This window comes from Streptomyces sp. NPDC058662 (assembly GCF_042716255.1).
Classification (GTDB): domain Bacteria; phylum Actinomycetota; class Actinomycetes; order Streptomycetales; family Streptomycetaceae; genus Streptomyces.
Window position 1 is genome coordinate 1 of the sequence record NZ_JBHXRU010000089.1, and the last position, 26390, is coordinate 26390.

The window sequence follows — 26390 nt, forward strand, 5'->3', positions numbered from 1 at the left end:
CCCGCGCCTGCGCGCTAGGCGCGGGCAGGCCGAGCGACGCGATCCGGGCGCGGGCGTCAGGCGCGCGCGGGCTAGGCGCGCGCTGGTCAGACGCGTGCGCAGGCCGGGCGCGGGCCAGGCCGGGCGTGCGCGTCGAGCGCCGCGGCGGGCCAGGCGGGTCCGGGTCAGGCGCGCCGGACCCGCGCCTGCGCGCTAGGCGCGGGCAGGCCGAGCGACGCGATCCGGGCGCGGGCGTCAGGCGCGCGCGGGCTAGGCGCGCGCTGGTCAGACGCGCGCGCAGGCCGGACCGGGCGCGGGCGTCAAGCGCCGCAGGCCGGGGCCGGACGGGCCGGACCCGGCCGCGCCGGGGGAGCAAGGCGGGCCCGGCGCAGGCGTCAGGCGCCGCGCGTCATATGCGTACGGGTCAGGCGTCGCGCGTCAGGTGCTGCGGGCCAGGCGCGTACGGGTCAGGCTCCGCGCGTCAGGTGCTGCGGGGCAGGCGCCGCAGGTCAGGTGCCGCAGTCCGAAGTCGTTTCTCTACCGGTCACCGTTGGGGGGGAGTTCGAGTGGGCTGCTCGGCCGGGTGATCTTTCCGCGGTCTGGGTATCAAGCCAAGAATGATCGGCGAGCGAGGGGGCGGAGTTCGAATGGGGGCAGCGGACGAGCAGGACCTTGAGGGCGAGGGAGGCTGGCTGACCAAGGCCGAAGTCAGCGAGATGTGGCCGCAGATCAAGCCGAGCAGCGTCAGGGCCGTGGCGCGGGCCAACAGCGTACGTACCTCGGGTGTGCCCTCCCCCGACCTGACCCGCGAGCCGACCTACCACGCGGCCGACGTACGCCACGTGGCCGCGCGGATCGTCCGGGGTGAGGCCGATGTCGCGCCCTGGCAGCGCGCCGACTCCGACGCTGCACGCGATGACGCCACACCCGGCCCACCGGTTCGGCAGCCCGTCAGTTGGGGGCCCGATAACGTGCCGGGGCTGATCCTGCTGGTATTCATCGTGGGGCTGATGCTCTTGAGCCTGGCCTCTCCCGACAACCACGGCACCGTAACGGACTTCGTGCGGCGCTGAGTGCGCTGAGTGCGCTGACCAGCGGTTGCCCGTCAACCTGCTCAGTGCGTGCGCGGGCTGGCCGGGCGTGGGCCGGGCCGGCCGGGCGTGCGCGTCAGGTGCCGCGGGCCGGGCGTGGCGGGCCGGGCGGGTACGGGCTCGGCGTGCGTCAGGGGCGGCCGAAGAAGGGGGCGAGGGCCAGCTCTGCCGCGCCCTCCGCCACGCCCGCCACCGCGAGGGCCACGGTGGGCGCGGGCGAGGTGAGGGCGCGGGCCGTGAGCACGGCCCGGACCCCGGCGACGAAGACGTCCGGTGCGCGCTCCACGACGCGGCCGCCCAGGACGACGTGGTCCACGTCCAGCAGCGCCACCAGGTTCGCCGCCCCCTCCCCCACGATCCGGGCCGCCGCGGGAAGGTCCCCCCGCGCCACCGCCGCGAGGCAGAGCACCTCGGCGCAGCCGCGCGCCCCGCACCGGCACGGCGGCCCGTCCAGGCTGAGCACCTGGTGCCCGAACTCGCCCGCCGCCGAGCGCGTCCCCCGGTACACCTCACCGCCCAACCGCAGCCCCGCCCCCAGCCCCGTACCGACGTGCAGGTACACCGAGGTCCGTGCCCCCTCTCCCGGCCCGCCGCCCGGACCGGCAGGAGTGGCCGGGACGGCGAGTCTGCCAAGGGGGACGGCCCCACCACCGGCCGGGACGGCCCCACCGCCCGCGGGGACACCGCTCCCGCCGGGCAGGACGTCCCCGCCGCCGGGCGGAACGGCACTCCCGCCGAGTGGGACGGCCCCACCACCGGACGGAACGGCACTCCCGCCGGCCGGGACGGCCTCACCGCCCGCCGGGACAGCACTCCGGCCGGACGGGACGGCGCCACCGCCCGCCGAAACAGGACTCCCGCCGGACGGGACGACCCCACCGCCCGCCGAAACAGCACTCCCACTGGCCGGGTCGGCCCCAACGCCTCCCGGGGCCACACTCCTGCCGGGCGGGACGGCACTCCCGCCCTCTGGGGCGGCACTCCCGCCGGACGGGACAGCCCCACCACCCGCCGGGCCGGCCCCACCGCCCGCCCGCGCCGCACTCCCGCCAGCCGGGGCGGCCCCACCGCCGCCCGGGGCCGCACTGCTGCCGGGTAGGTCGGCCCCACCACCCGCCGGGACAGCGCTCCCGCCGGGCGGGACGGCCCCACCACCGGACGGGACAGCACTCCCGCCGGGCAGGTCGGCCCCACCACCCGCCGGGGCCGCACTCCTGCCGGACGGGGCAGCCCCACCACCCGCCGGGACAGCACTCCCGCCGGACGGGGCAGCCCCACCACCCGCCGGGACGGCCCCACCACCCGCGGGGACGGCCCCACTACCCGCCCGCCCCGCCCCGCCGCCCGCCGGGGCGGCGCTCGTGCCGGGCGGGGTGGTCGCGGGGGGGTGGGCTGCGGCGGCCGCGTTGGTGTCCTTGTCCAGCAGCACCGGCAGCCCCAGCCGAGCCTCCAGCACCGCACGCAGTGGAAACCCCTCCCACCTCGGGCACCCCGTCACCCGCCCCATCACACCGGTCCGGTGGTCCAGCGGGCCGGGCGCCGCCACGCCCGCGCCCAGGACGGGGACCGGGACCGCCGTCCCGGGCACCTCGCGGACCCGCGCCACCGCGCGGACCACCGCCTCCACCACCGCCTCCGGGTCGGCCGCGAAGTCCAGCGGCCCGCCGGTCTCCGCGACGACCACGCCCGCCAGGTCCACCCGTACCGCCCGGAGTTCGTCCCGGTCCAGGTGCACCCCGACCGCGTGGCGCGCCTGCGGCACCAGCCGGAGCAAGGTACGCGGTTTGCCGCCGGTGGACGCGGCGCGGCCCGCCTCCGCGACCAGCCCGTCCGCGCCGAGCCGGGCCGTGATCTTGCTGACGGCCTGCGGGGTGAGCCCCGTGCGGGCGGCGAGCTCCGCGCGCCCCAGGCCCGTCGGGCCGGCCGCGCGCAGCAGGCTGAGCACCAGCGCCTCGTTGTGGCCGCGCAGCACCGGCAGGTTCACCCCGCCCAGACCGCTGCCCCTGCCACCACCGCCGGTATGTACGGTGCCGTCGCCGCTACCCCAGTTCACCCGGCCATTCTCCACCTTCCTTGCACTTCGGCAACAGTGTTGCCAAAGTGGCAGCATGAACGCCACCGCCCCCACCCCGCCCCTCCGCGTCGGCCTCATCGGCTACGGACTCGCCGGTTCCGTCTTCCACGCCCCCCTCGTGGCCGCCACCGAGGGCCTCGCCCTCGACACCGTCGTCACCTCCGACCCGGCCCGGCAGGAACAGGCCCGCGCGGAGTTCCCCGACATCCGCGTCGCCCGCTCCGCCGACGAACTGTGGGGCGAGGGGCGCGGGGACGCACCGCCCCTCGACCTCGTGGTCATCGCCTCCCCCAACAAGACCCACGTCCCGCTCGCCGGCGCCGCTCTCGCCGCGGGCCTCGCCGTGGTCGTGGACAAGCCGCTGGCCGCGACCGCCGCCGAGGCGCGCGAGCTGGCCGCCCTCGCCGAGCGGACCGGCACGTTCCTGTCCGTCTTCCAGAACCGCCGCTGGGACAACGACTTCCTCACCCTGCGCCGCCTCCTCGCGGACGGCGAGCTCGGCGAGATCCACCGCTTCGAGTCCCGTTTCGAGCGGTGGCGGCCCCAGCTCAAGGGCGGCTGGCGCGAGTCGGGCGCCCCGGAGGAGGTGGGCGGCCTGCTGTACGACCTGGGCAGCCACGTCGTGGACCAGGCGCTGACGCTGTTCGGTCCGGCCGTACGCGTCTACGCGGAGACCGACGTGCGCCGCCCGGGCGCCGAGACCGACGACGACACGTTCATCGCCCTCACCCACGCCGGCGGGGTCCGCTCCCACCTCTATGTCAGCGCGACCACCGCCCAGCTCGGCCCCCGCTTCCGCGTCCTCGGTTCGCGGGCGGGCTGGGTGAAGTACGGGCTCGACCCGCAGGAGGGAGCCCTGCGGGAGGGGCTGCGGCCGGGAGCTGCCGACCAGCCGTGGGGCGAGGAGCCCGAGCACATGTGGGGCCGGCTGGGGTCGGGCGAGTCCCCGCTGACCGGTGGCGGCACGCCGGTACGGACCGCTCCGGGCGACTACCCGGCGTACTACGCGGCCGTCGCGGCGGCCCTGCGCGACGGCGGCCCGGCGCCGGTCACGGCGTACGAGGCGGCGCACTGCCTCGACGTCCTGGAGGCGGCGCGGACCTCGTCCCGCGAAGGGGTGGTCGTGAAGATCGCCTACCTCGGCACGGACCTCTGACGCGCACGGATACGGCGGCACACGGGCGCGGGGGCGGCGCCGCCAGCGACCCCGCCGCCAGCGGCCCCGCCCCGCCCCGCTCGGCCCCACTCGCGAGGGGGGCGAGGGGAGGAGCCCCGCCCCCGCCCCCGCCACTACGCGTTCTTGAACTCCTGGCGCTGACGGCCCAGGCCGTCGATCTCCAGCTCCACGACGTCGCCGGCCCGCAGGTACGGCTTCGGCTCCGGCCGGCCCATGGCCACGCCCGCCGGGGTGCCGGTGACGACGACATCGCCGGGGTAGAGGGTCATGAACTGGCTCAGGTACCGCACGACCTCACCGACCGGGAAGATCTGGTCGGCGGTGTTGCCCGACTGCTTGAGCTCCCCGTTGACCCACAGCCGCACGTCCAGGGCCTGCGGGTCCGCCACCTCGTCGGCCGTCAGCAGCCAGGGGCCGACCGGGGTGAAGGTCTCGCAGTTCTTGCCCTTGTCCCAGGTCCCGCCGCGCTCGATCTGGAACTCGCGCTCCGACACGTCGTTGACCAGGACGTACCCGCCGACGTGGGCGAGGCCTTCCTCGGCGGAGGCCAGGTAGCGCGCGGTGCCGCCGATGACGACGCCGAGCTCGGCCTCCCAGTCGGTCTTGACGCTGCCGCGCGGGATCAGGACGGTGTCGTCCGGGCCCACCACGGTGTCCGCCGCCTTGAGGAACAGGATCGGCTCGGCCGGCGGCTCCGCGCCGACCTCCGCCGCGTGCCCGAAGTAGTTCAGCCCGATGCCCACGATCTTGCCTATGCGGCCGACCGGGGCTCCTGTGCGCAGGCCTTCGGCGTCCAGGACCGGGAGCTCCCCCGACGCCGCCGCGTCCCGTACCCGGGACAGCACGGCGTCGTCGGCGAGCAGCGCGCCGTCCACATCCGTGATCAGGCCGGACAGGTCCCGCAGGGTCCCGTCCTGGTCGAGCAGCGCGGGGCGCTCCGACCCGACCGGTCCGACACGCAGCAGCTTCATGGGCATTCTCCCGTGGTCGAGGATGGTCGGCCCACGGGCATGCCCCGGGCCGGACGATGGGTTGCGGCCATCGGAGGATTGGCCGATCCTCCAAGAAGTTCGCCCCATCCGCAAGACCCTGTTCACGGACTGGAACGCGTACTGGAGCGCGTGACCTCCTCGGCCGACGCCGCCCGCGTCCCTTCCGCCGACCGGCTCACCCGTTCCGCCCGGTCCTTGCGGGACTGGAGCCAGGCCCGCTCCGCCACGGTCCACGCGGTGGTGGTGAGCAGGTACAGACCGGCGGCCAGCGGTACGAGCGCGGCCGTGATCAACGTCCCGAACGACAGCAGGGGGAGCACGCCGCCCAGCTTGCGCATGAGCTCCCGCTGCTCGGCGCTCAGCTCGGGCAGGCCGCCGGCGGCGCCGGCACCCGCACCGCCCGCCTTCGCACCGGCACCCGCACCGGCATCAGCGAGCGCCGTCGCCCGCCGCGCCCGGACGGCGCTCCACGCGGCCACGACCGCGATCGCCGCGAACAGCCCGAGGAAGACCAGCCCCCGCGCCCCGAACAGGCCGCCGTGCTCCAGCGCTCCGGTCCAGTGGCTCCCGAGCGGCGCGGCGAGCAGCTGGTGCCCGAGCAGTTCGTTCGCCGCTCCGCCCACCTCCGCCGAGGAGAAGGCCTGGTACATCACGAAGAACACCGGGAGTTGCAGCAGCAGCGGAAGGCACCCGGCCATCGGGGTCGGGGCCCGGAAGGCGGCGCGGCTCATCGGGTACAGCACGAGGCGCACCAGCACGGTGAACAGCACGATCGCGGCGGCGGTCGAAGACCCGGCCAGGAACGGCTCCAGGAGCCGTCCCAGCTGGGCGACAAGATGAGTGAAAACGGACACGCGGGCCCTCCGAAGGGTTTCGTCGAACGTCGAAAGAGATGCGTTTCGGCGTGACGACCCGCGAGGGGCGCGACAGTGGGACCCGTCAGGAACCGTGCCGGCAGCAGCCGGCACCGGAACCCCCGGCGGGATCAGCGGAAGGCGGGAAGTACTGCGCGCCCCTACGCGGCCGTCGGAACGAGACGGCCGGGTGCCCTGGGCCGCGATCGGCCCGAGGCGTCGGGATCGCGCTGCGGCAGGAACGCCGTGCGCTGTTCGCGATCACGGATCGCGGTGCGTATCCGGTGCGGCGGCACGGGCCGCACCAGCCGCGCGGCGGCGGCCAGGGCTTCGGTGCCCAGCGCGACGGTGGCCGCGAGCGCGACGACCACGGCGCCCAGCCCGCCCTCCCCGGCGAACAGGCCGAGGATCCCCCCGAGCAGCAGCGCGAGAGGGGCCAGCACGGCGAGCGCCGTCGAGGTCCTGGCGGACAGGAGGGAGGGGGAGAACAGGGCGTGTCCGCCGCGTCGCTGCCGAGTCATCCGGACCGCCTCCTCCCGCTTCCGCGCGCCAACTCCCGTACGGAGTCCGCTCCTCGCCACCGATACTAGCCGCGCCCGCCGACAATCGGGGCGCCGCCCCTACCCGCTCATCCCGAGGTCTTCAGCGTGCCCCAGACCACCAGCCGGTACCTGGAGCTGTACTCGGGCGTGCAGGTGGTGAGGGTGATGTACGCGCCCGGCTCGCCGTAGCCCTGCCCCGGCTTCACGATGCTGCGCGGCACGGGGGCGATGACCCCCGTGTCGCGCTCGGTGGTCTCGGCGAGGATCTTCCCCACGACGTACGTGTGCCGGCGCCCCCGGACGTCCACGAAAAGCTCGTCGCCCGCGCGCAGCCGGTCGATGCGGCGGAAGGGCTCGCCGTGCGTGTTCCGGTGCCCGGCGAGGGCGAAATTGCCCCGCGCCCCCGGCTGCGCGGTGCCGGGGTACTGGCCGGCGTACCCCTTGTCCAGGACGGACCGCTTGTCGACGCCCTGGGCGACGGGCACCGCGATGCCGAGGCGCGGGATGCGCAGGACCGCGTACGCCCCCTCCCCGCGGAGCGCGGGGTACGGGTCCGGGGCGGCGGGCGGGGCCTGCCCGCCGGGCTCCCCCTCGGACGGCGCGGAGGGGGCGCCCGGTACGGGGTCCGCCGGGGGGCGAGGCCGTCGGGGGTGAGACCGTCGCAGGCGGCGCCCCGGCCGCCGGATCGGGCTCCCCTTCGTCGCCCCAGGCCCTCTCCAGGGCCCTGACCTGCTCCTGCGCGGCGGCGAAGGCCTCCCGATTGGTCCACCACACCTGGTGCACCACCAGCAGCGCCACGACCACGCCCAGCGTGGTGACCGCCTCGGCGCCCACCCACAGCAGCCCCGCGAGACGGGCCCGGCGCACCCGCCGGCCGCTCCCCTGCACCACCACGGGTACGTGATCTCTCACGGGCGGCACCCTAAGTCCTCCCCCGTCAACTGACCAGCGGCAGTACGGTGTGAACCATGCGCCCCGACACGCCTGCCGAGCACATCGCCGAAGCCGAGCGCCTCATCCGCACGGCGACCCGCTACCCCGAGGACCAGGAGCCGTTGCTCCTCCAGGCCGCGGCCCACCTCGAACTGGCCGACGCACGCGACCGGGCGAGCGCCCTGTACGACCAACTCCTCTCCGCCTCGCCGGCCGATCCGCACCTGATCAAGGCCCTGCAGGCGTCGAACCTCTGGGAGTACGGCCACGAGGCCGAGGCCCGCGCCCTGATCTCGGGCATCCGAGCCGCGTCGCCGAAGGACCCGGCGCCGTGGGAGGTCATCGCGGAAACCCTGGAGGCACACGACGAGTTGGAGGCCTCGCACGAGTGCTTCACCGAGGCGGCGTCCCTGCTCGTCACCGAGGACGCCCCCCTCATCCCGGCCACGACCGCGCTGCTGACCGGCCGTCACCGGGTCCGCCGCCTGCTCGGACTGCCGCACGACGAGTGGGACATGGTCGCCGACACCCGTCACATCGGACCGATCCCGCTCGACGAGCTCCACGACCCCAAGCGCATCTGGGCCCTCGGCTCCGACGACCCGGCCGAGCTCCGCGCCGAGATCGCCCGCCTGCGCGCGGAGCTGGGCGACCGGCGCGCCGCCCTCTCCCGCCCCTTCCCGGTGGCCATCCTGCACTGGCCCCAGCACGAACTGGCCGAACTCCTGACCAGCTACCCGACGCTCGCGGCCGAGTACCCCTCGCACGAGGCCCACCTGCTGGCGGTGGAGTCCTCCCTGCGCGCGCTGGCCGCCTCCGGCACCACGAACCTGGGCATCGTCACGGCGAGCGTCCCGTCCTTCGAGGCCTTCGCCGCGTCGGAGAAGACCTCCCCGGCCTCCCCCAGCCTCCTGGCGGAGTACGCCACGACCCTGGCGGCCCGGGGCCGGGCCACCTCCTGGCCCCCCTCCCCCGGCACCCCCTGCTGGTGCGCCTCGGGCAAGCCGTACGCGGAGTGCCACGGCGCCGCGAAGGCCTGACCCGCCGCCGGACGGCACGGCGGCGGGCCGCAATCGGGACCGGGGCGCAGGGCAGGGCGCGGGCCGGAACGAGGCCCGGGACCAGGACCGGGGCGCAGGGCGGGGCGCGGGCCGGCACCATGAGTCCATGCCCGGTGCCGTCCCGCCCCCCGCCTCCCCGCCCCCCGTGCCGGCCGCCCCCGTGCCGTCCTCCGCCGGGGTCTCCGCGCGCATGAGCCGGCAGGCCTCGCGCGACACCGCGCAGGAGATGGCCGTACGCCGCCTCCTGCACGCGTCGGGCCTGCGCTACCGGGTGAACGTCCCCGTTCCCGGTATGCCGCGGCGCACGATCGACATCGCGTGGAGCGGCGCCCGGGTCGCCGTGTTCCTCGACGGCTGCTTCTGGCACGGCTGTCCGCAGCACGCGACGCGTCCTGCCGCGAACGCGCAGTGGTGGCGCGCCAAGTTGGACGCGAACACGGCCCGCGACCGCGGAACCAGCGCGCACCTGGAAGCGGCCGGTTGGACGGTCCTGCGCTTCTGGGAGCACGAGGACCCCGCCGACGTCGCCGCCGCGGTGCGCGACGCCCTGCGCACCTCCCGCGGCCGGCGGCCACCGGGCCCCTGACGGCGGTCCGCGGAAGGGTTGCGCGCCGACCGGGCACGCGCCGGGCGGCGCTCAGCGCTGTTCCGCGAACAGGGGCAGCTGCTGGTGGCCGCGGGCCAGGGCCGTGGGCGGGGCCGGGCGGCCGGCGGCGAGGGCGAGGAGGGCCCGCAGGGCCGCGACGACGTCCGCCGGGGTGTCGCGGACCATCGAGGGCGTGGCGCTGACCACCAGGATGCCGTGGGCCTCCAGACGCAGGCGGCGGCGGAGGGTGGCGTGCCAGGAGTCGCGGGTGTAGTGGTACTCCGCCGAGTCGATCTCCAGGGCCACGCCCTCATCGGGCCAGTAGCCGTCAGGGCTGGCGAGGAAGGTGCCGTCCGGGGTGTGGAGGCGGGCGTTCCACAGCGGTGTCGGCAGGTCCGTCGCCGCGAGGGCGTCGCGGGCCCGGGCCTCGGCGATCGAGCGGACCCCGGCGAGGAGCTCCGCGGCCGCGGCGCGGACCGCCGGGCGGTTCAGCAGGCGGGCGGCCCGTAACTCGGCGTGCAGGTCGTGCGGGTGGCACCAGCCGGCCTGGACGACCTGCGCGAGGACCGAGCGGATCCGGTCGGGGTGCTCACCGCGGGAGGCGAAGTCGGCCGCCGCGCGGACCGGGCGGGTGCTGGGCACGCCGCGGACGGTGATCGTGCGCGGCCATCGGGAGGTCGGCAGCGGGCGGACCTCCGGGGTGCCGGTGAGTCGGCGGGGCGCGCGCACCAGGACGTCGGCCGGGGTGTGCGGGGCCTCCCGGATGCCGAGGAGGGCGAGGGCGGCGCCGCCGGTGAGGGCGGCGGTACTCCCGGACAGGGGGTCGGCGGTCGGCTCGGCGGCGTACAGGACGGCGGCGAGGGCCCGTTGCCTTCGGTCGGGCGGCCCCGTCTGGAGGAGGTGCACCCGGGGCAGCAGGCGCTGCCAGGGCCCGCCCGGACGGCTGCGGGAGGTGACGGTCGCGTCGGGGACACCGGCCGCGGTGAGCTGGCGGCGGGTGGCCAGGTTGAACTGCCGGCGCGCCACGAGCGCCGCCCGCTGGGCGGAGTCGGGAGCGGCTCCGGCCGGCCGGGGCCGAGGTGCGGATGCGGGGCCGGGCGCGGGGCCGGGTACGGGTACGGGTACGAGCTCAGGCGATGGCCCGGGCGCGGGTACGGGCGCCGGTCCGGCAGCGGGCTCAGTTCCAGTAGCGGGACCGGTTCCGGACGCGGGATCGGTTCCGGCCGCGGGGGTCGTGCGCGGGTTCGTGATCATGTCGCGGGATATGCCCGGCGGACCGGTGCGACACCCGCGGCGCCCGCTACCGGTTCGGGTGCTCCGGGGAGAGGAAGACCAGCACGCCGGTCTCCGTGCCGGGCCTCGCCGGTACCTCGTGCCAGCCCAGGCGGCGGTACGTCGCCACCGTGTCGACCGCGAGGCGCGAGGTCAGCAGCCACGCCCGGCGGTCGGGGGCGTCGGCGGTGATCTCGGTCAGCAGGTCCCGTCCGGTGCCGCGGCCGCGCGCGTGGGGGCGTACGGCGAGTTCGTCTATCTCCAGCGCCCCGGTGAGGAGCTCCTTCACGCGCACGGCGCCGAGCTGCGCCGCGACCTGCCCGTACGCACGGTTCTTGGGGAAGGAGGCCGGGGTGATCCAGCCGGTGGCGAAGCCGTCGATGCCGGTGCTGGACTGGGCGAAGGCGGTACGGAAACCGCGGCGCCGGGCATCGGCCTGGAGGCGGGTGGCGAACTGGCGAATGGTTTCTTCGCTTTCGTTCCACGGCGGGGCGGAGAAGACGTCCGCGTAGGCGTCGACCAGTTCGTCCGCGAGGTCGAGGACGGCCTGTCCGTAGCAGATCACGATGTCCTGGCTCCTGATGGTGGGTGGGGATTCTTCCCTTTGGGTGGGGAGAGTGAATTTATGCGCTCCGGGTTCCCGGCGGCGGGCATCGCACGGATCCGGCGAGTGTGCGACAAATCCCCTCCCGCGCCTCCGTGTCGGCGGACCCGGCGGACGCGTTGGGCAGCCGTGGACAGACTCCTTCGGGCCGCCGGCCGGTGCGCGCTCGCCTTCCTCCTCGTCCTCGGCGTGGTGGCCGTGCTGCCGGACGCGGTACGGGACTCCGTGCCGGACGCGGTGATCGGCGGGGCGGTGCTCGCGCTGGCGGCGGCGCCGGCTGCCCGCCGGGCGGCCGGGCGGAGGCGTCAGCCGCCCAGGGCGCGGGACACCGTGTAGATCAGCAGGCCCGCCAGGGCGCCGACCACCGTGCCGTTGATCCGGATGAACTGGAGGTCGCGGCCGATGTGCGCCTCGATCTTGCGGGAGGTGTGCTCGGCGTCCCAGCCGGCCACGGTGTCCGTGATCAGCGAGGTGATCTCGGTGCGGTAGGTGGTGACGACGTACACCACCGCGCCCTCGATCCAGCCCTCCACCTTCGTCTGGAGGCGGCTGTCGGTGGCCAGGCGGCCGCCCAGGGACATCAGCGACGCCCGCACCCGCAGGCGCAGCTCGCTCTGCTCGTCCTCGGCCGCCGACATGATCATCGACCGGACGGCGGTCCAGGCCGAGGCGATCACGTCCTGGACCTCTCCCCGCGCCAGGAGCTCGGACTTGAGCCTCTCCACGCGGGCCCTCGTCTCCGTGTCCGACTGGAGGTCGGCGGCGAAGTCCGTCAGGAACCGGTCCACCGCACCGCGCGCCGGGTGCTCGGGCATGTCCCGCATCTCCGTGACGAAGCGCAGCAGCTCCTTGTAGACGCGCTCGCCCACCTTGCGGTCGACGAAGCGCGGGGTCCAGCCGGGGGCGCCGCCCTGGACCGCGTCCGAGATCGACGCGCCGTGCGTGACCAGCCAGTCGTGGGCCTTGGCGCACACGAGGTCCACGGCGCGGTGGTGCCCGCCGTCCGTGACGACCCGCTCCAGCGTCTTGCCGATGCCCGGCGCGATCTCGGCGGTCTCGGCGCGCCGCGTGATGGCCTCGCCGACGACGGCCTGCACGTCGGAGTCGCGCAGGACGGTCAGCGCCCCGCGCAGCGCGGTGGCGAGCTCGGCCGTGACCCGGTCGGCGTGTGCGGGGTCGGCCAGCCAGGCGCCGAGGCGGCCGCCGATGCCGAGGGAGTGCAGGCGGGCGCGGACCACGTCGGAGGAGAGGAAGTTCTCGCCGACGAACTCCCCGAGGGAGATGCCGAGCTGGTCCTTCTTGGTCGGGATGATCGCGGTGTGCGGGATGGGGAGGCCGAGGGGGCGCCGGAAGAGGGCGGTGACCGCGAACCAGTCCGCGAGCGCGCCGACCATGCCGGCTTCGGCCGCGGCCGCGACATAGCCGGCCCAGGCGCCGGCGCCCCAGGCGTTCTGCGCGACCTTGGCCAGTACGTAGACGAGCGCGACCAGGGCCAGCAGGCCGGTCGCGGTGGTCTTCATCCGGCGGACGCCGTGTCGGCGCTCCTCGTCCGCCGGGCTGAAGACGAACGCCCCCCGGGGTGGGGGCGGCCCGCCGTGCGGTGGGGCCGGCGGGGCGGTCCCTCCGACTGTGGTGCGGCTGTCCACGTGCTCCTGCCTTCCCCCGGGGGCGCCGGTTTTGTCTGCATAGCATCCGACTACTGGGAGGCCGGAGGAGTTCCCGCCACGCCATGCGGATCCCGCGGGCCGGCGGGCCCGTCGGCCCGCGGGCCCCGGGGCGCCCCGGCTACAGGGCCTTGCGGTCGCCGCCGCGCAGCGCCTCGGGGTCCTTGACCTTGACCTCCACACCGCCCCAGAAGGCGAGGCCCGTCACCACCACGCGCGGCGCGCCGGGCTGGGGCGGCCCCGGGGTGTCGCGCTGGTCGAAGGCTCCCATCACGCCTGTGCCCCGGACGTCGACCTCCACGCCCGGCGGCACCGTGATCACGATGCCGCCCATGACCGCGAAGCAGTTGATCACGACCTCGCGCTCCGCGAAGCGGGCCTCCCGCAGGTCGAGCTCCCCGCCGCCCCAGAACGCCACCGCGTGGAACCGCGCCGGCACCGTCCACTGGCCCCGGCGCTGGAACCCGGCCATCACGGCGACGGCCGTCGTCGACACCGCCGACCCGCCGATCCGCTCCGGCCAGGCCTGCCCGCGGCCGGCGCCCGGGGCGTACGGCACCGGGGCGGCCTCGGCCGGAGCCGCCTGCGGGTGGTGCACCGCGCCCCCCGGCAGGTCCCGCGTGAGGGGCTCCAGCTCCGCGTAGGTCCGCGACGTGTACGCCGCCTCCAACCGCTCCTCGAACTCCTCCATGTCGAGCCGGCCCTCGGCGACGGCGTCCCGCAGACGCTCCACCACCCGGTCCCGGTCGGCGTCCGACGCCCGCAGCTCAGGAAACGGCTTCTCGGGCCGCTCGTCACTCATACGAACAGCCTATGCAGCGACCGGCGGGAGCCGTAGGCCGCCGGCCGCCCCGACGACCCTGGATTGTCCCTGATTTCGGCTCAGCCGCGCCCCGCGTACATCCGCGCGATCACGTCCTCGATGTCCGGTTCGCGTACCGAGAGGTCCACCAGCGGGTACTCCGCCGCCACCGCCGCCACCAGAGGGGCGGCCGACGCCTCCGCCGGGAACGCCAGCCACTGCCGGGGCCCCTCCACCTTCACCACCCGCGCCCCCGCCACGCTGATCGGCGCGTGCTCCCGGTCCAGGTCGACCACCAGCGTCCGCTCGCTCTCCCCCGCCGTCCCGGCCGAGTGCAGTCCGGCGAGCGCCCCGTCGTACATCAGGCGCCCGTGGTCGATGACCATGACCCGCTCGCAGAGCTGTTCGATGTCCTGGAGGTCGTGCGTGGTCAGCAGCACGGTGGTGCCGAGCTCCTCGTTCAACTGCCGCAGGAAGCCCCGTACCTTCGCCTTGCTCACCACGTCGAGCCCGATCGTCGGCTCGTCCAGGTACAGCACGTCCGGGTCGTGCAGCAGCGCGGCCGCGATGTCCCCGCGCATCCGCTGCCCGAGCGACAGCTGCCGCACCGGTACGTCGAGCAGTTCGGCCAGGTCCAGCCGGTCCACGCAGCGCTCCAGGTTGTGCGCGTACCGCGCCGCCGGGATGCGGTACATCCGCCGCATCAGCCCGTAGGAGTCCTTCAGCGGCAGGTCCCACCACAATGTCGTGCGCTGCCCGAAGACCACCCCGATCCGGTGCGCCAGGCGCATCCGCTCCCGCGCCGGGTCGATGCCCGCGACCCGCAGGCGGCCGCCGCTCGGCGTCAGGATGCCGGTCAGCATCTTGATGGTGGTCGACTTCCCGGCCCCGTTGGGCCCGATGTACCCGACCACCTCCCCGCGCGCCACCTCGAAACTGATCCCGTCCACGGCCCTGACCCGGTGCTTCTCCCGGCGCATCAGACCCACCCGACGCCGTACGTCGAAGACCTTCTCGACCCCGTCCACGGAGATCAGCACATCCGACCCATCCTCCGGCACCACTGGCTCAACTCCCCGTACTGCGGTACGAACGGACACCCGCGCGCCAGACCAGCGACGCGGGCACGAACACCGCGAGGGCCACCAGGGGGCTCAGGAAAGCGACCCACCCCGGCAGCCCCAGCGGTTGCGGCCGCCCCAGCACGTACAGCGCGGGCAGCCAGTTGACGAAGGCCAGCGGGATCACGAACGTCACCCCGCGCAGCAGGTCCTGCGCGAACACCGTCGGCGGGTACTGGAGCATCGTGCAGCCCCCGTACGTGAAGGAGTTCTGCACCTCCGCCGCGTCCCCGGCCAGGAACTGGAACGCCGCCCCGCCCACCATCACCGCCGCGAAGATCGCCGCGCCGGCCACGAACATCACCGGTACCAGCAGCACCTTGGCGGGCGTCCAGTCGACGTCCACCGTCCACGCCGCCCAGCCCAGCACCGCCAGCCCCTGCCCGATCCGCCCCAGCCGGCGCAGCGCGAAGCGGTCCGCCGCGACCTGCGCGAGCACCGGCACCGGCCGCACCAGCATCGTGTCCAGGGACCCGTCGCGGATCCGGGTGCCGATCCGGTCGGTGTTGCCCAGCAGCAGGTCCGCCAGGCCCAGCGAGGCCGAGCAGGCTCCGTACAGCAGGGCGACCTCGGGCAGGGCGAATCCGCCGAGGACGTCCACGTGGGAGAACATGATGAAGATCGCGACGAAGTCGAGGAGTGTGATCGCCGCGTTCCCCACCACGGAGAGGGTGAAGGACGTCCGGTACGTCAGCGTCGAGCGGATCCACATCCCCGCGATCAGGCCGTAGCCCCGCACCCCCTCACGGACCACCCGCATCCGGCCCGGCGGGGCCACCGCGGGCGGGGCGAACTCCCGCTCCAACAGCGCCTCAGCCACCCTGGACCACCACCTTCCGTGTCGCCGCCGACTGCAGCAGCCGCCCCGCGCCCAGCAGGGCCAGGGCCCAACCGGCCTGGAAGGCCAGCGCCCCGGTCGCGGCCCCGGCTCCCGCGTGCTTGCCCAGCAGCACGTCGAGCGGGACCTGGAGCATCGCCGCCCACGGCAGCGCCCGGACCAACTCGCCGAAACCGCCCGGGAACAGGGTCAGCGGCAGCAGCATCCCGGAGAAGAAGATCGAGACGACGGTGGCCATCAGATTGACGCCGGACCCGTCCATCAGCCAGAACGCCGCCAGCCCCAGCAGGTAGCGCAGGCCGAAACTCACCACCAGCCCGAGCGCCACCGAGACCAGGAACAGCAGCCAGCGCACCGGATCCGCCGGCAGCGCCAGCTGGAACGCCAGCGCCCCGGCCACGATCGGCACCACCCCGCGCCCCAGCAGCTGGAAGCCGGCCCGGCCCAGATCGGCCGCCAGCCACCACAGTTGGAGGTCCGCCGGCCGGTACAGGTCGACGGCGATGTCGCCCGTGCGCACGCGCTCCTGCAGCTCCTCCTGGAAGCCGCCCCCGATGATCGCCCCGGCGGCGAGGAGCGACTGGCTCACGAACACGAACGTGAGCGCCTGCGCCTGGTCGTAGCCGCCGAGTCCGGGACGCTCGCTCCACAGCGCTATGTAGGTGTACGCCACGATGAAACCGAACACGGTGTTGGTGAACACCCCGGCCGCGGTGGCCGTCCCGTAGGTCGCGTACCGGCGGAAGCCGCCCGCCGCGACGGCGAGGTAGAGACGCGCCGTCCCTCCTGCTGCCCGCTGCACCGTATCCCTCCGTTTCCCACGTCGTTCCTACGTCGGCCAAAGCGCGCGAGCTTAGTACGGAGGGGCGAGCCACGCGACCGATTTACGCCCGTCCGGCGCGGAATCAGCGGCCATCGGGTAGACACCATGAGGTACAGAAGTGGATATTTCGCACGGCGCTGAGGAGTTCCGGAGATGAGCGACCAGTCACCACCACCGGGCTGGATCCCTCGCGACCCGGACACCCCCGACCCGCGACAGCGGCAGGAGCAGCGGCCCCGGCAGCGGCCGCGGCCCCGACCGGAGCCGGGACGCGGCCGGGGCCGGACCGGCTGGCGCCGCGTCCTGCCCACCTGGCGCACGGTCGTCGGCGGCCTGCTGCTCCTGGCCCTGCTGCTCGGCGGCGCCCTCGTCGCCGGCTACCTGCTCGTCGACATCCCGCCCGCCAACGCCGCGGCGACCGCCCAGTCGAACGTCTACCTCTACTCCGACGGCTCGCAGATCGCGCGCGACGGCGAGGTCAACCGCGTCAACGTCCCGCTCTCGCAGGTCCCCCGCACCGTCCAGGAAGCCGTACTCGCCGCCGAGGACCGCGACTTCTACTCCGAACGGGCGGTCGACCCGAAGGCCATGCTCCGCGCCGCCTGGAACACGGCGACGGGCAAGGGCACCCAGTCCGGCTCGACCATCACTCAGCAGTACGTCAAGAACTACTACCTGGGCCAGGAACAGACCATCAAACGCAAGGTCAAGGAGTTCTTCATCGCGATCAAACTCGGTCGCGAGAAGTCCAAGAACTACATCCTGGAGGGGTACCTGAACACCAGTTACTTCGGCCGCAACGCGTACGGCATCCAGGCCGCCTCCCAGGCCTACTACGGCAAGGACGTCGGCACGCTCACCACCGCCGAGGGCGCGTACCTCGCCACGCTCCTCAACTCCCCCAGCGCCTTCGACGTCGTGTCCCACCCCGGCAGCCGCCCCCGCGCCCTCGCCCGCTGGAACTACGTACTCGACGGCATGGTCAAGAAGGACTGGCTCCCCGCCGCCGAACGGGCCGCCACCCCCTTCCCCGAGCCGGGCAAGGTCCGGGCCGCCGCCGGCCTCTCCGGGCAGCGCGGCTACCTCGTCGAAGCCGTCAAGGACTTCATCCTCGAACGGGGCATCCTCGGCGACAAGACCCTGGCCGAAGGCGGCTACCGCATCGCCACCACCATCGACAGGCGCCGCCAGAGCGCCTTCGTCGACGCCGTCGACGCCCAGCTCGTCAGCAGGCTCGACCCCCAGGTCCGCAAGGCCGACCGGTTCGTCCGCGCCGGCGGCGTCTCCATCGACCCCGCCACCGGCAAGGTCGTCGCCCTGTACGGCGGCATCGACTACACCAAGCAGTACGTCAACAACGCGACCCGGCACGACTACCAGGTCGCCTCCACCTTCAAGCCGTTCGTCTTCGCCGCCGCCGTCGAGAACGGCTCCCGCACCCAGGACGGCCGCCGCATCACCCCGAACACCGTCTACAACGGCGACAACAGGCGCCGGGTCGTCGGCACCCGGCTCGCCTACGCCCCGGAGAACGAGGGGCAGGTCTCCTACGGCAACATCACCGTCAACACCGCCACCGACCTCTCCGTCAACGCCGTCTTCGCCCAGATGGTCGTCGACGTCGGCACCGCCGAGGTCAAGCGGACCGCCATCAGCCTCGGCGTCCCCGAGAACACCCCCAACTTCGACGCCGGGCCGGCCATGGCGCTCGGCACCCTGCAGGCCAGCGTCCTCGACATGACCCAGGCCTACGCCACCCTCGCCGACCACGGCCGCCGCACCCCGTACACCTTCCTGGAGAAGATCACCAAGGGCGGCGACACCATCGCCCTGCCCGACCGCGCCTCCGTCCAGGCGATCAGCCGCGAAGCCGCCGACACCACCACCTCCATGCTGATGAGCGTCGTCGACAACGGAACCGGAACGGCCGCCCTCGCCGCCGGCCACCCGGCCGCCGGCAAGACCGGTACCGCCGAACTCGACCGCTCCGCCTGGTTCGCCGCGTACACCCCGGACCTGGTCACGGTGGTCTCGATGATGGGCCAGGACCCGGACACGGGCACCCTGCAGTCCCTCTACAACGCCCTCGGCGAGGCCCGGATCGGCGGAGGCGGCTACCCCGCCCGGATCTGGGCCGCCTACACGAAGGCGGCCCTGGAGGGCACCGACCCCGTCGACTTCGAACTGGAACTCCAGCCCGGCGCGGCCCAGCCCCCGCCCCCGTCGGACGAGGAGTCCGAACTCCCCCCGCAGACCCCGGGCAGCCGCACCCCGGCACCCCCGCTCCGGCCGACCCCTCCGACCGGCGGCCAGACCCAGGGCGGCCAGACCCAGGGCGGCCAGACCCAGGGCGGGCAGACCCAGGGCGGCCAGGACAACGGCGGCCAGACGCAAGGGGGCCAGACCCAGGGCGGTCAGACGCAGGGCGGTCAGGACAACCGGGGCCAGGACAACGGCGGCACCACCGAAGGCGGCCAGGGCGGCACCGGCGGCGGCAGCCAGGGCGGCGCGGACGGCGGTACCGGCGGCGTCGCGCGACCGCCGTCCGCGTTCCTGGAGTAGCCGCGTCCGAGGACCCGTCAGTGACCGGAGGTCGCCTTCAGGCCGACGACGGCGACCAGCAGCAGGCCGATGAAGAAGATCCGGGCGGCGGTGACGGGCTCACCCAGCACCGCCATACCGAGCACCGCCGCACCGGCGGCCCCGATGCCCACCCACACCCCGTACGCCGTACCGATCGGCAGGGTCTTGGCGGCGTACGACAGCAGCACCATGCTGGCGACGATGCCCGCGCCCGTGAACACACTGGGCCACAACCGGGTGAAGCCCTCGGTGAACTTCATGCCGATCGACCAGCCGACCTCAAGCAGACCGGCGAGGAGAAGCAGGACCCATGCCATGACGGCACCTCCGAGACGTCGAGCGATACGGGGTGCGTCGTCTTGTCGTACCCGGTACGGCGCGTCTCGTCGGGGTCCCCCCACCGTAGCAAAGGGCAGCGGAAAGGGCCGGTGACCTCGGCCACCGGCCCTCGCCGATAAGAGTGCGCTCAGAGGTACAGCCCGGTGGAGTCCTCCGACCCCTCCAGCCGCTCCGCGGCCACCGCGTGCAGGTCCCGTTCGCGCATCAGCACGTACGTCGCGCCCCGCACCTCGACCTCGGCCCGGTCCTCGGGGTCGTACAGCACCCGGTCACCGGGCTCCACGCTCCGCACGTTCTGCCCGACCGCGACCACCGCGGCCCAGGCCAGCCGCTTGCCCACGGCCGCCGTCGCCGGAATCAGGATGCCGCCGCCCGAGCGCCGCTCGCCCTCGGGCGAGTCGGAGCGCACGAGCACGCGGTCGTGCAGCATACGGATGGGCAGCTTGTCGTCGGTGGTGTTCTCGCTCACGCCCCGAACCTACCTGCCCGCTCCCGCCCCGCACGCCGGAGGGTCGTCACCGCTTGCGGCGCGACGCCACCACGAGCAGCCCGACCACACCCGCCGCGAGCAGCGCGACGGGCACGATCCGCTCGAACCGGGGCGATCCGTCCTGCGACCGGAACCCGGCCTGGAGGTCCGTGACGGTCCGGTTCACGGCGGCGAAGGCCCGTCCCGCGGTGTGGTCGACGGTCGAGGCGACCCTGGCCTTCGCGTCCCCGATGATCGTCTTCGGGTGCATCCGCACGCCGATCTCGTCGAGCGTCTCGGCGAGCTGCTCGCGGCGGCGGACGATGTCCGCCTCGATCTGTGCGGGGGTCCTGGCTTCCGGCACCGCGCTGCCTCCGTCGTCGTCGTGTCATGTCGTGGTGTGTCGGGTCATGAGGTGTCGCCCGCGGAGTGATCCGCCGGGAACAGTCTGTCAGCTACGTCAGCTTAGGCTCATGGCACACCGATCCCGTCCTGAGGAGACTGCCGACATGAGTGAGCGACTTACGCCGGGCGACACCGCCCCCGCCTTCACCCTGCCCGACGCGGACGGCAACGAGGTCTCGCTGGCCGACCACAAGGGCCGCAAGGTGATCGTGTACTTCTACCCGGCCGCCCTGACGCCGGGCTGCACCAAGCAGGCCTGCGACTTCACGGACAACCTGGACGCACTGGCCACGGCCGGCTACGACGTCATCGGCGTCTCCCCGGACAAGCCGGAGAAGCTCGCGAAGTTCCGCGACAAGGAGAGCCTGCGGGTCACCCTCGTCGGCGACCCGGGCAAGGAGACGCTGGCCGCCTACGGCGCGTACGGCGAGAAGAAGCTCTACGGCAAGACGGTGACCGGCGTCATCCGCTCCACGGTGGTCGTGGACGAGGACGGCAAGGTCGAGCACGCCTTCTACAACGTCAAGGCGACCGGCCACGTAGCCAAGATCATCAAGGACCTCGGCATCTGACCCGCCCCGCCCCACCGCAGCGGCCACAAAACGCTGCTCTCCCGCTAGGATTGCGGCGCGAGCGGTCGTTGCTGAACGGTATAAGCGGAGGTTTTAGGTGCCTCTGGACGAAAGTCCATGTGGGTTCGAATCCCATCGACCGCACCAACCTGAGGATCGAAGGCCCGGCTCCGTGAGCCGGGCCTTCGGCGTGCCAGGGCGGGGCCGCGTCAGCCCAGCAGTTCGCGGACCGCCGGGACCAGGGCGCGGAAGGCCTGGCCGCGGTGGGAGATCGCGTTCTTCTCCGCCGCCGTCAGCTCCGCGCAGGTGCGGGACTCGCCGAGCGGCTGGAGGATCGGGTCGTATCCGAAGCCGCCGGTGCCGGTGGGGGCGAGGCGCAGAGTGCCCAGGAGCCGGCCCTCGACGACGCGTTCGGTGCCGTCCGGCAGGGCGAGGGCCGCGGCGCAGAAGAAGTGCGCGCCCCGGTGCTCGGGGGCGATGTCGGCGAGCTGCGCCAGCAGCAGGCGGAGGTTGGCCCCGTCGTCGCCGTGGGAGCCCGACCAGCGGGCGGAGAAGATCCCGGGGGCGCCGTTGAGGACGTCCACGCAGAGGCCGGAGTCGTCGGCGACGGCCGGCAGGCCGGTGGCGCGGGCCAGGGCGTGGGCCTTGAGCAGGGCGTTCTCGGCGAAGGTGACGCCGGTTTCCTTCACATCCGGGATCTGCGGGTACGCGTCCGCGCCGACCAGCTCGTGGGGCAGGCCGGCGTCGGACAGGATCGCGCGGAGTTCGGTGACTTTGCCCGCGTTGCGGGTGGCCAGGATCAGGCGGCTGGGCGTCGAGGTCATGGCCCGATTATCCCGTGCCGTCCGCCGGGGGCGGGGCGCCGGGTCCCGGTCGCTCGCCGCCCGGTGCCGGTCCGGTCAGCCGGGGGTGCAGACCTTGGAGATCTCCGAGGCGGCGTCGGCGACCGGCTTGATGTCCGGGTTGACGTTGCCGCTCTCCAGGGAGGTGCGTACGTTCGTGACGGCCGCGGTCATCGAGTCGATGGCCTTGCCGAGGTCGGCGTTGTTCGTCTGGTCGCCGATCTTCTTCAGGTTCTCGTCGATGGAGTTCAGCGCGTTCTGGGCGTCCTGCGGGCTGTTGCCCGCCTGGGAGACCGCCTGCTGGAGGTCGTTGGCGCTGTCCGCGATGGCCACCGCCGTGTTGGCGCAGTCCATTGCCGTGGATATCGCGTCGCAGGACGTCAGAGCCGGAACGGCCAGGACGGCCGCGACGGCGAGGGCCGTCAGGCGGTGCTTCGGCTTGGACGAGATCTTCATTCGGTCCCCCGGGTAGGCGTGTGGGTACGTGGACGGGCGCGCGGCTGTGACACCGCGCGCCCGTACCGTCGTAGACGCCGGGCGGGGCCCGGCGGTTGCCGCGGTGGCGGCGTTACGGCGTCTGCAGGTCGAGCGCGCTCAGCTGGAGGGCTTCCAGGTCGGCGCAGCCGCCGGCGGCGAGGTCGAGGAGGGCGTTCAGTTCCTTGCGGTCGAAGGGCTCGCCCTCGGCGGTGCCCTGGACCTCGACGAAGCGGCCGTCGCCGGTGCAGACGACGTTCATGTCGGTCTCGGCGCGCACGTCCTCCTCGTAGCAGAGGTCGAGGAGGGGGACGCCGTCGACGATGCCGACGCTGACGGCGGCGACGGTGCCGGTGAGGGGCTTGCGGCCGGCCTTGACGAGCTTCTTCTTCTGGCCCCAGGCGATGGCGTCGGCGAGGGCGACGTAGGCGCCGGTGATGGCCGCGGTGCGGGTGCCGCCGTCGGCCTGGAGGACGTCGCAGTCCAGGACGACCGTGTTCTCGCCGAGGGCCTTGTAGTCGATGACGGCGCGCAGCGAGCGGCCGATGAGGCGGGAGATCTCGTGCGTGCGGCCGCCGATCTTGCCGCGTACGGATTCGCGGTCGCCGCGGGTGTTGGTGGAGCGGGGCAGCATCGAGTACTCGGAGGTGACCCAGCCCTCGCCGCTGCCCTTGCGCCAGCGCGGGACGCCTTCGGTGAAGGAGGCGGTGCAGAAGACCTTGGTGTCTCCGAAGGAGATGAGGACGGAGCCCTCGGCGTGCTTGCTCCATCCGCGTTCGATGGTGACCGGGCGGAGCTGTTCGGGCGTACGGCCGTCGATGCGAGACATGGCTCCGAGCCTAGTCCCTGCGGGGGAACGAGAGGACCCCGTCCGGGTGGGTCCGGTACGGGGTCCTGTCGGGCGTTCTCAGATCACATCATGTCTTCGATGTCGGCGGCGATGGGGTCGGCGTCGGTGCCGATGACGACCTGGATCGCGGTGCCCATCTTGACGACGCCGTGGGCGCCGGCGGCCTTGAGGGCGGCCTCGTCGACGAGCGACGGGTCGACGACCTCGGTGCGCAGGCGGGTGATGCAGCCTTCGACCTCTTCGATGTTCTCGATACCGCCGAGCCCGGCGACGATCTTCTCAGCCTTGGTGGCCATGTGTTTCTCCCTGGGTGTTACGAAGAACGAGTCTCGGCGGCCAGGTCGTGGATCCCACCCGCGCGGTCCGCTTTGTCACGGTAGCTCACGGTTGGCCCATCTATGCGAGCGTGTGACGGCCGTCTGCCGAATGATGACGATCAGCAGCAGCCCGCCCACAACTGGTCTACACCAGTGTGCCGTACGTGTTGCACCTGCCAAAAACGGGCCCGTCAGGGAGGACGCCGATGAGCGCGAGCAGCACCGGAGCAGCGCCGCAGCAGCCGTGGTGGAACGGCTTGTTCCAGGGACTCCAGAAGATGGGACGGAGCCTCCAGCTGCCGATCGCCGTGCTGCCGGCGGCGGGCATCCTGAACCGGCTGGGCCAGGACGACGTCTTCGGCAAGGACGGCCTCGGCTGGACGGACGTCGCCAGGGTGATGGCGAGCGCGGGCGGCGCGCTGCTGAACGCCGACCTGGGCCTGCCCCTCCTCTTCTGCATCGGTGTCGCGATCGGCATGGCCAAGAAGGCGGACGGGTCGACGGCGCTGGCGGCGACCGTGGGCTTCCTGGTCTACCGCTCCGTGCTGCGCGCCTTCCCCAAGGCGTGCCCCGCGCAGACCACGGACATCGGCGGCGGCTGCCTGGGGCCCGACAACACGTTCGCGGAGTACACCTTCCAGAACCCCGGGGTGTTCGGCGGCATCGTCATGGGCCTGCTGTCCGCCTGGTTCTGGCAGCGCTACCACCGCGTGAAGCTGGTCGACTGGCTGGGCTTCTTCAACGGCCGGCGGCTGGTCCCGATCATCATGACCTTCGTGGCGATCGCCTTCGCCGTGCTGTGCCTGTGGATCTGGCCGCCGATCGGCGACGCGCTGGAGAGCTTCTCCGACTGGCTGGTGGGCCTGGGCTCCTGGGGCGCGGGAATCTTCGGCATCGCGAACCGCGCGCTGCTGGTGATCGGCCTGCACCAGTTCCTCAACGTGCCGGTGTGGTTCCAGTTCGGTACGTACACCAAGCCGGACGGCACGGCGGTGCACGGCGACATCCCGATGTTCCTGGCGGGCGACCCCGACGCCGGCCAGTTCCTGTCCGGCTTCTTCCCCATCATGATGTTCGCGCTCCCGGCGGCGGCGCTGGCGATCACGCACTGCGCGAAGCCGCTGCGGCGCAAGGAGGTCGGCGGCCTGATGCTGTCGGTGGCCCTCACCTCCTTCGTCACGGGCATCACGGAGCCGCTGGAGTACTCGTTCCTGTTCGTGGCGCCGGCGCTGTACGTGGTCCACGCGGTGCTGACGGGTGTCTCCATGGCGGTGACGTGGGCCCTCGGGGTGCACGACGGGTTCAGCTTCTCCGCGGGCCTGATCGACTACGTCATCAACTGGGGTCTGGCGACCAAGCCGTGGCTGATCATCCCGATCGGCCTGGCCTTCGCGATCGTGTACTACGTGGTCTTCCGCTTCGCGATCACCACGTTCGACCTGGCCACGCCCGGCCGCGAGTCGGACGAGGAGATCGAGGAGATGCAGAAGGAGAACACCAAGGCCTGAACCGGGCCCTTCATCCCTCCCCGAAGCCCTCGGATCCACGGATCCGGGGGCTTCGGGCATGTCCGGAGGTCCGCGGACGCGGCCGCGGGACGGGTCCGGCCGACGTGTGGTGTAGACCACATGAAATTGAAGGTTCCTTATCTAACGCTCACCGTGTTACAACTGGTCTACACCAGATATTGGTGTAGACCACGTGGGCCTGTCTGCGCCCGCGTCACCCCCTTTTTCTGAGACGTCGCCATCCCCCGTTTCCATCCCCCGGGCGGCGCCTTGCCCACTGGAGGAACCACATGTCCACAGCGACCGCTGCGGAATCGAAGAAGGGCGCTGGCGTGATGGCCGTCATGCAGCGCATCGGCCGGAGCCTCATGCTCCCCGTTGCCGTGCTGCCCGCCGGCGCGCTCCTGCTCCGCCTGGGCGCGGACGACATGCTGGGCGACAAGGACGTCTTCCCGACCTTCGTCCTGAAGATCGCCGGTTACATGGCCGCCGGCGGCGGCGCGATCCTCGACAACATGGCGCTGCTGTTCGCCGTCGGTATCGCGATCGGCTTCGCGAAGAAGTCGGACGGTTCCACCGCCCTGGCCGCCGTCACCGGCTACCTGGTCTTCCAGAAGGTCCTCGCCACCTTCACCGACAGCAACCTCCCCCAGAAGGCGACGGTCGTCGCCGGCAAGATCGTCAACGTCGACGCCCCGGTCAACGCCGGTGTGCTCGGCGGTGTCGTGATGGGTGTCATCACCGCGCTGCTGTACCAGAAGTTCTACCGGACCAAGCTGCCGGACTGGGCGGGCTTCTTCGGCGGCCGCCGCCTCGTCCCGATCCTCTCCGCCCTCGCGGGTCTGGTCACCGGTATCGTCTTCGGTCTCATCTGGCCGGTCCTCGGCACGGGTCTGCACAACTTCGGTGAGTGGCTGACCGGTTCCGGCGCCGTCGGTGCGGGCATCTTCGGTGTCGCCAACCGCGCGCTCATCCCCATCGGCATGCACCACCTGCTGAACTCCTTCCCGTGGTTCCAGGCCGGTTCGTTCGAAACCCCCACCGGCGCCGTCCACGGCGACATCGGCCGCTTCCTCGCCGGTGACCCGACGGCCGGACAGTTCATGACCGGCTTCTTCCCGATCATGATGTTCGCGCTCCCGGCAGCCTGCCTCGCGATCGTCCACTGCGCCCGCCCCGAGCGCCGCAAGGTCGTCGGCGGCATGATGCTCTCCCTCGCGCTCACCTCCTTCGTCACCGGTGTGACCGAGCCGATCGAGTTCACCTTCATGTTCATCGCCCCGGTGCTGTACGCGATCCACGCGGTGCTGACCGGTGTCTCCCTGGCGCTCACCTGGGCCCTGGGCATGCGCGACGGCTTCGGCTTCTCGGCCGGGCTCGTCGACTTCCTGCTGAACCTGGGCATCGCGGAGAAGCCGTGGATGCTGGCGCTCGTCGGCCTCTGCTTCGCGGCGGTCTACTACGTCGTCTTCCGCTTCGCGATCACCAAGTTCAACCTCCCGACGCCGGGCCGCGAGTCCGACGAGGAGCTCGCCGAGCTGGCGAAGGCCGAGGCCAAGTAAGGCCCCTGCCGCCCCGCGGCGCATACGCCGGAGCCCCCGCCCTCTCTCCTGAGGGC

The 26390-nt window shown here is 73.2% G+C and carries 28 protein-coding genes, 1 tRNA gene and 1 riboswitch; of the genes, 10 read left to right on the plus strand and 19 right to left on the minus strand.

Features of this window, described 5'->3' with window-relative positions:
• The first annotated feature begins 596 nt into the window (after positions 1–596).
• On the plus strand, positions 597–1052 hold the full coding sequence (locus ACFWUQ_RS25060) for a hypothetical protein (RefSeq protein WP_384542064.1): 456 nt from the start codon (positions 597–599) through the stop codon (positions 1050–1052).
• A 148-nt stretch (positions 1053–1200) separates the two neighbouring features.
• Here ACFWUQ_RS25060 and ACFWUQ_RS25065 read toward each other — a convergent pair whose 3' ends face one another.
• Positions 1201–3123, minus strand: a complete 1923-nt coding sequence (locus ACFWUQ_RS25065) for an ROK family protein (protein ID WP_384542067.1) — start codon at positions 3121–3123, stop codon at positions 1201–1203.
• 55 nt (positions 3124–3178) lie between these two features.
• On the opposite strand from ACFWUQ_RS25065, the gene ACFWUQ_RS25070 reads away from it, so the two are divergent.
• Positions 3179–4300 (plus strand): Gfo/Idh/MocA family oxidoreductase, encoded by a 1122-nt coding sequence (locus ACFWUQ_RS25070; protein WP_384542070.1) that lies wholly within the window; start codon positions 3179–3181, stop codon positions 4298–4300.
• A gap of 134 nt (positions 4301–4434) precedes the next feature.
• Here the strand turns inward: ACFWUQ_RS25070 and ACFWUQ_RS25075 are convergent, their stop codons facing one another.
• The 4 genes from ACFWUQ_RS25075 to ACFWUQ_RS25090 form a co-directional block, all read right to left on the minus strand.
• Positions 4435–5292, minus strand: a complete 858-nt coding sequence (locus tag ACFWUQ_RS25075) for a fumarylacetoacetate hydrolase family protein (protein WP_384542072.1) — start codon at positions 5290–5292, stop codon at positions 4435–4437.
• Positions 5293–5414: 122 nt separating this feature from the next.
• Positions 5415–6167, minus strand: a complete 753-nt coding sequence (locus tag ACFWUQ_RS25080) for a YidC/Oxa1 family membrane protein insertase (RefSeq protein ID WP_384542075.1) — start codon at positions 6165–6167, stop codon at positions 5415–5417.
• A gap of 161 nt (positions 6168–6328) precedes the next feature.
• The gene (locus ACFWUQ_RS25085) at positions 6329–6688 is read right to left on the minus strand and encodes a DUF6412 domain-containing protein (protein WP_384542077.1); all 360 of its coding nucleotides are present in this window, start codon (positions 6686–6688) and stop codon (positions 6329–6331) included.
• A 107-nt stretch (positions 6689–6795) separates the two neighbouring features.
• Complete coding sequence (locus ACFWUQ_RS25090) at positions 6796–7614, minus strand: class E sortase (protein WP_384542126.1); 819 nt, start codon at positions 7612–7614, stop codon at positions 6796–6798.
• Between the two features lie 63 nt (positions 7615–7677).
• Between ACFWUQ_RS25090 and ACFWUQ_RS25095 the strand changes: the two genes are divergently transcribed.
• Both ACFWUQ_RS25095 and ACFWUQ_RS25100 read left to right on the plus strand, forming a co-directional pair.
• A complete protein-coding gene (locus ACFWUQ_RS25095) occupies positions 7678–8682 on the plus strand; it encodes an SEC-C metal-binding domain-containing protein (protein ID WP_384542079.1) in 1005 nt (334 codons plus the stop codon).
• A 127-nt stretch (positions 8683–8809) separates the two neighbouring features.
• Positions 8810–9289 carry a very short patch repair endonuclease gene (locus tag ACFWUQ_RS25100; RefSeq protein ID WP_384542082.1) on the plus strand — a complete coding sequence of 160 codons (480 nt, stop codon included), beginning with the start codon at positions 8810–8812 and terminating at the stop codon, positions 9287–9289.
• 51 nt (positions 9290–9340) lie between these two features.
• Here ACFWUQ_RS25100 and ACFWUQ_RS25105 read toward each other — a convergent pair whose 3' ends face one another.
• Positions 9341–10315 (minus strand): hypothetical protein, encoded by a 975-nt coding sequence (locus ACFWUQ_RS25105; protein ID WP_384542085.1) that lies wholly within the window; start codon positions 10313–10315, stop codon positions 9341–9343.
• 274 nt (positions 10316–10589) lie between these two features.
• Positions 10590–11126, minus strand: coding sequence for a GNAT family N-acetyltransferase (locus ACFWUQ_RS25110; RefSeq protein ID WP_384542088.1), 537 nt, complete (start codon positions 11124–11126; stop codon positions 10590–10592).
• A 168-nt stretch (positions 11127–11294) separates the two neighbouring features.
• On the opposite strand from ACFWUQ_RS25110, the gene ACFWUQ_RS25115 reads away from it, so the two are divergent.
• Entirely contained in the window at positions 11295–11501 is a 207-nt protein-coding gene (locus ACFWUQ_RS25115) for a hypothetical protein (protein WP_384542090.1), read from the plus strand.
• Here ACFWUQ_RS25115 and ACFWUQ_RS25120 read toward each other — a convergent pair.
• The 5 genes from ACFWUQ_RS25120 to ACFWUQ_RS25140 form a co-directional block, all read right to left on the minus strand.
• The gene (locus ACFWUQ_RS25120) at positions 11471–12685 is read right to left on the minus strand and encodes a DUF445 domain-containing protein (RefSeq protein WP_384542093.1); all 1215 of its coding nucleotides are present in this window, start codon (positions 12683–12685) and stop codon (positions 11471–11473) included. The genes ACFWUQ_RS25115 and ACFWUQ_RS25120 overlap by 31 nt on opposite strands.
• 265 nt (positions 12686–12950) lie before the next feature.
• Entirely contained in the window at positions 12951–13631 is a 681-nt protein-coding gene (locus ACFWUQ_RS25125; protein ID WP_384542095.1) for a DUF1707 domain-containing protein, read from the minus strand.
• 80 nt (positions 13632–13711) lie between these two features.
• Positions 13712–14695, minus strand: a complete 984-nt coding sequence (locus tag ACFWUQ_RS25130; protein WP_384542098.1) for an ATP-binding cassette domain-containing protein — start codon at positions 14693–14695, stop codon at positions 13712–13714.
• 4 nt (positions 14696–14699) lie between these two features.
• Positions 14700–15512, minus strand: coding sequence for an ABC transporter permease (locus ACFWUQ_RS25135; RefSeq protein ID WP_384542129.1), 813 nt, complete (start codon positions 15510–15512; stop codon positions 14700–14702).
• Between the two features lie 52 nt (positions 15513–15564).
• Entirely contained in the window at positions 15565–16392 is an 828-nt protein-coding gene (locus tag ACFWUQ_RS25140) for an ABC transporter permease (RefSeq protein WP_384542100.1), read from the minus strand.
• Between the two features lie 174 nt (positions 16393–16566).
• Between ACFWUQ_RS25140 and ACFWUQ_RS25145 the strand changes: the two genes are divergently transcribed.
• Positions 16567–18975, plus strand: coding sequence for a transglycosylase domain-containing protein (locus ACFWUQ_RS25145; protein ID WP_384542103.1), 2409 nt, complete (start codon positions 16567–16569; stop codon positions 18973–18975).
• A gap of 17 nt (positions 18976–18992) precedes the next feature.
• On the opposite strand, the gene ACFWUQ_RS25150 is transcribed toward ACFWUQ_RS25145, so the two are convergent.
• The 3 genes from ACFWUQ_RS25150 to ACFWUQ_RS25160 form a co-directional block, all read right to left on the minus strand.
• Positions 18993–19313: a DMT family transporter gene (locus tag ACFWUQ_RS25150; protein WP_384542105.1), complete on the minus strand. Its 321-nt coding sequence runs from the start codon at positions 19311–19313 to the stop codon at positions 18993–18995.
• A 31-nt stretch (positions 19314–19344) separates the two neighbouring features.
• Positions 19345–19414, minus strand: a riboswitch (guanidine-III (ykkC-III) riboswitch).
• Positions 19415–19462: 48 nt separating this feature from the next.
• Positions 19463–19804 carry a GroES family chaperonin gene (locus ACFWUQ_RS25155; RefSeq protein ID WP_384542107.1) on the minus strand — a complete coding sequence of 114 codons (342 nt, stop codon included), beginning with the start codon at positions 19802–19804 and terminating at the stop codon, positions 19463–19465.
• Between the two features lie 46 nt (positions 19805–19850).
• Entirely contained in the window at positions 19851–20168 is a 318-nt protein-coding gene (locus tag ACFWUQ_RS25160; RefSeq protein WP_384542109.1) for a DUF3618 domain-containing protein, read from the minus strand.
• A gap of 145 nt (positions 20169–20313) precedes the next feature.
• Here ACFWUQ_RS25160 and bcp point away from each other — a divergent pair, with 145 nt between their 5' ends.
• Entirely contained in the window at positions 20314–20781 is a 468-nt protein-coding gene (gene bcp / locus ACFWUQ_RS25165; protein ID WP_384542112.1) for a thioredoxin-dependent thiol peroxidase, read from the plus strand.
• A gap of 61 nt (positions 20782–20842) precedes the next feature.
• Positions 20843–20928 (plus strand) — tRNA-Leu (locus tag ACFWUQ_RS25170).
• A 62-nt stretch (positions 20929–20990) separates the two neighbouring features.
• Here the strand turns inward: ACFWUQ_RS25170 and rdgB are convergent.
• The 4 genes from rdgB to ACFWUQ_RS25190 all read right to left on the minus strand — a co-directional run bounded on the left by rdgB (position 20991) and on the right by ACFWUQ_RS25190 (position 23243).
• Complete coding sequence (gene rdgB / locus ACFWUQ_RS25175; protein ID WP_384542114.1) at positions 20991–21605, minus strand: RdgB/HAM1 family non-canonical purine NTP pyrophosphatase; 615 nt, start codon at positions 21603–21605, stop codon at positions 20991–20993.
• A 75-nt stretch (positions 21606–21680) separates the two neighbouring features.
• A complete protein-coding gene (locus ACFWUQ_RS25180) occupies positions 21681–22079 on the minus strand; it encodes a hypothetical protein (RefSeq protein ID WP_384542117.1) in 399 nt (132 codons plus the stop codon).
• A gap of 112 nt (positions 22080–22191) precedes the next feature.
• Positions 22192–22926: a ribonuclease PH gene (gene rph / locus ACFWUQ_RS25185; RefSeq protein WP_384542120.1), complete on the minus strand. Its 735-nt coding sequence runs from the start codon at positions 22924–22926 to the stop codon at positions 22192–22194.
• 83 nt (positions 22927–23009) lie between these two features.
• Complete coding sequence (locus tag ACFWUQ_RS25190) at positions 23010–23243, minus strand: PTS glucose/sucrose transporter subunit IIB (protein WP_361945811.1); 234 nt, start codon at positions 23241–23243, stop codon at positions 23010–23012.
• A gap of 227 nt (positions 23244–23470) precedes the next feature.
• On the opposite strand from ACFWUQ_RS25190, the gene ACFWUQ_RS25195 reads away from it, so the two are divergent.
• Both ACFWUQ_RS25195 and ACFWUQ_RS25200 read left to right on the plus strand, forming a co-directional pair.
• Complete coding sequence (locus ACFWUQ_RS25195) at positions 23471–24772, plus strand: PTS transporter subunit EIIC (protein ID WP_384542122.1); 1302 nt, start codon at positions 23471–23473, stop codon at positions 24770–24772.
• 290 nt (positions 24773–25062) lie between these two features.
• The gene (locus ACFWUQ_RS25200) at positions 25063–26334 is read left to right on the plus strand and encodes a PTS transporter subunit EIIC (protein ID WP_384542124.1); all 1272 of its coding nucleotides are present in this window, start codon (positions 25063–25065) and stop codon (positions 26332–26334) included.
• The last annotated feature ends 56 nt before the right edge of the window (positions 26335–26390 follow it).

Bases quoted from the DNA above. Each gene is read 5' to 3' on its own strand.
- ACFWUQ_RS25060 (WP_384542064.1), top strand. From the start codon at position 597: ATGATCGGCGAGCGAGGGGGCGGAGTTCGAATGGGGGCAGCGGACGAG.
- ACFWUQ_RS25070 (WP_384542070.1), top strand. From the start codon at position 3,179: ATGAACGCCACCGCCCCCACCCCGCCCCTCCGCGTCGGCCTCATCGGC.
- ACFWUQ_RS25075 (WP_384542072.1), bottom strand. From the start codon at position 5,292: ATGAAGCTGCTGCGTGTCGGACCGGTCGGGTCGGAGCGCCCCGCGCTG.
- ACFWUQ_RS25085 (WP_384542077.1), bottom strand. From the start codon at position 6,688: ATGACTCGGCAGCGACGCGGCGGACACGCCCTGTTCTCCCCCTCCCTC.
- ACFWUQ_RS25095 (WP_384542079.1), top strand. From the start codon at position 7,678: ATGCGCCCCGACACGCCTGCCGAGCACATCGCCGAAGCCGAGCGCCTC.
- ACFWUQ_RS25100 (WP_384542082.1), top strand. From the start codon at position 8,810: ATGCCCGGTGCCGTCCCGCCCCCCGCCTCCCCGCCCCCCGTGCCGGCC.
- ACFWUQ_RS25120 (WP_384542093.1), bottom strand. From the start codon at position 12,685: ATGAAGACCACCGCGACCGGCCTGCTGGCCCTGGTCGCGCTCGTCTAC.
- ACFWUQ_RS25125 (WP_384542095.1), bottom strand. From the start codon at position 13,631: ATGAGTGACGAGCGGCCCGAGAAGCCGTTTCCTGAGCTGCGGGCGTCG.
- ACFWUQ_RS25135 (WP_384542129.1), bottom strand. From the start codon at position 15,512: ATGCGGGTGGTCCGTGAGGGGGTGCGGGGCTACGGCCTGATCGCGGGG.
- ACFWUQ_RS25145 (WP_384542103.1), top strand. From the start codon at position 16,567: ATGAGCGACCAGTCACCACCACCGGGCTGGATCCCTCGCGACCCGGAC.
- ACFWUQ_RS25150 (WP_384542105.1), bottom strand. From the start codon at position 19,313: ATGGCATGGGTCCTGCTTCTCCTCGCCGGTCTGCTTGAGGTCGGCTGG.
- bcp (WP_384542112.1), top strand. From the start codon at position 20,314: ATGAGTGAGCGACTTACGCCGGGCGACACCGCCCCCGCCTTCACCCTG.
- rdgB (WP_384542114.1), bottom strand. From the start codon at position 21,605: ATGACCTCGACGCCCAGCCGCCTGATCCTGGCCACCCGCAACGCGGGC.
- ACFWUQ_RS25180 (WP_384542117.1), bottom strand. From the start codon at position 22,079: ATGAAGATCTCGTCCAAGCCGAAGCACCGCCTGACGGCCCTCGCCGTC.
- rph (WP_384542120.1), bottom strand. From the start codon at position 22,926: ATGTCTCGCATCGACGGCCGTACGCCCGAACAGCTCCGCCCGGTCACC.
- ACFWUQ_RS25190 (WP_361945811.1), bottom strand. From the start codon at position 23,243: ATGGCCACCAAGGCTGAGAAGATCGTCGCCGGGCTCGGCGGTATCGAG.
- ACFWUQ_RS25195 (WP_384542122.1), top strand. From the start codon at position 23,471: ATGAGCGCGAGCAGCACCGGAGCAGCGCCGCAGCAGCCGTGGTGGAAC.
- ACFWUQ_RS25200 (WP_384542124.1), top strand. From the start codon at position 25,063: ATGTCCACAGCGACCGCTGCGGAATCGAAGAAGGGCGCTGGCGTGATG.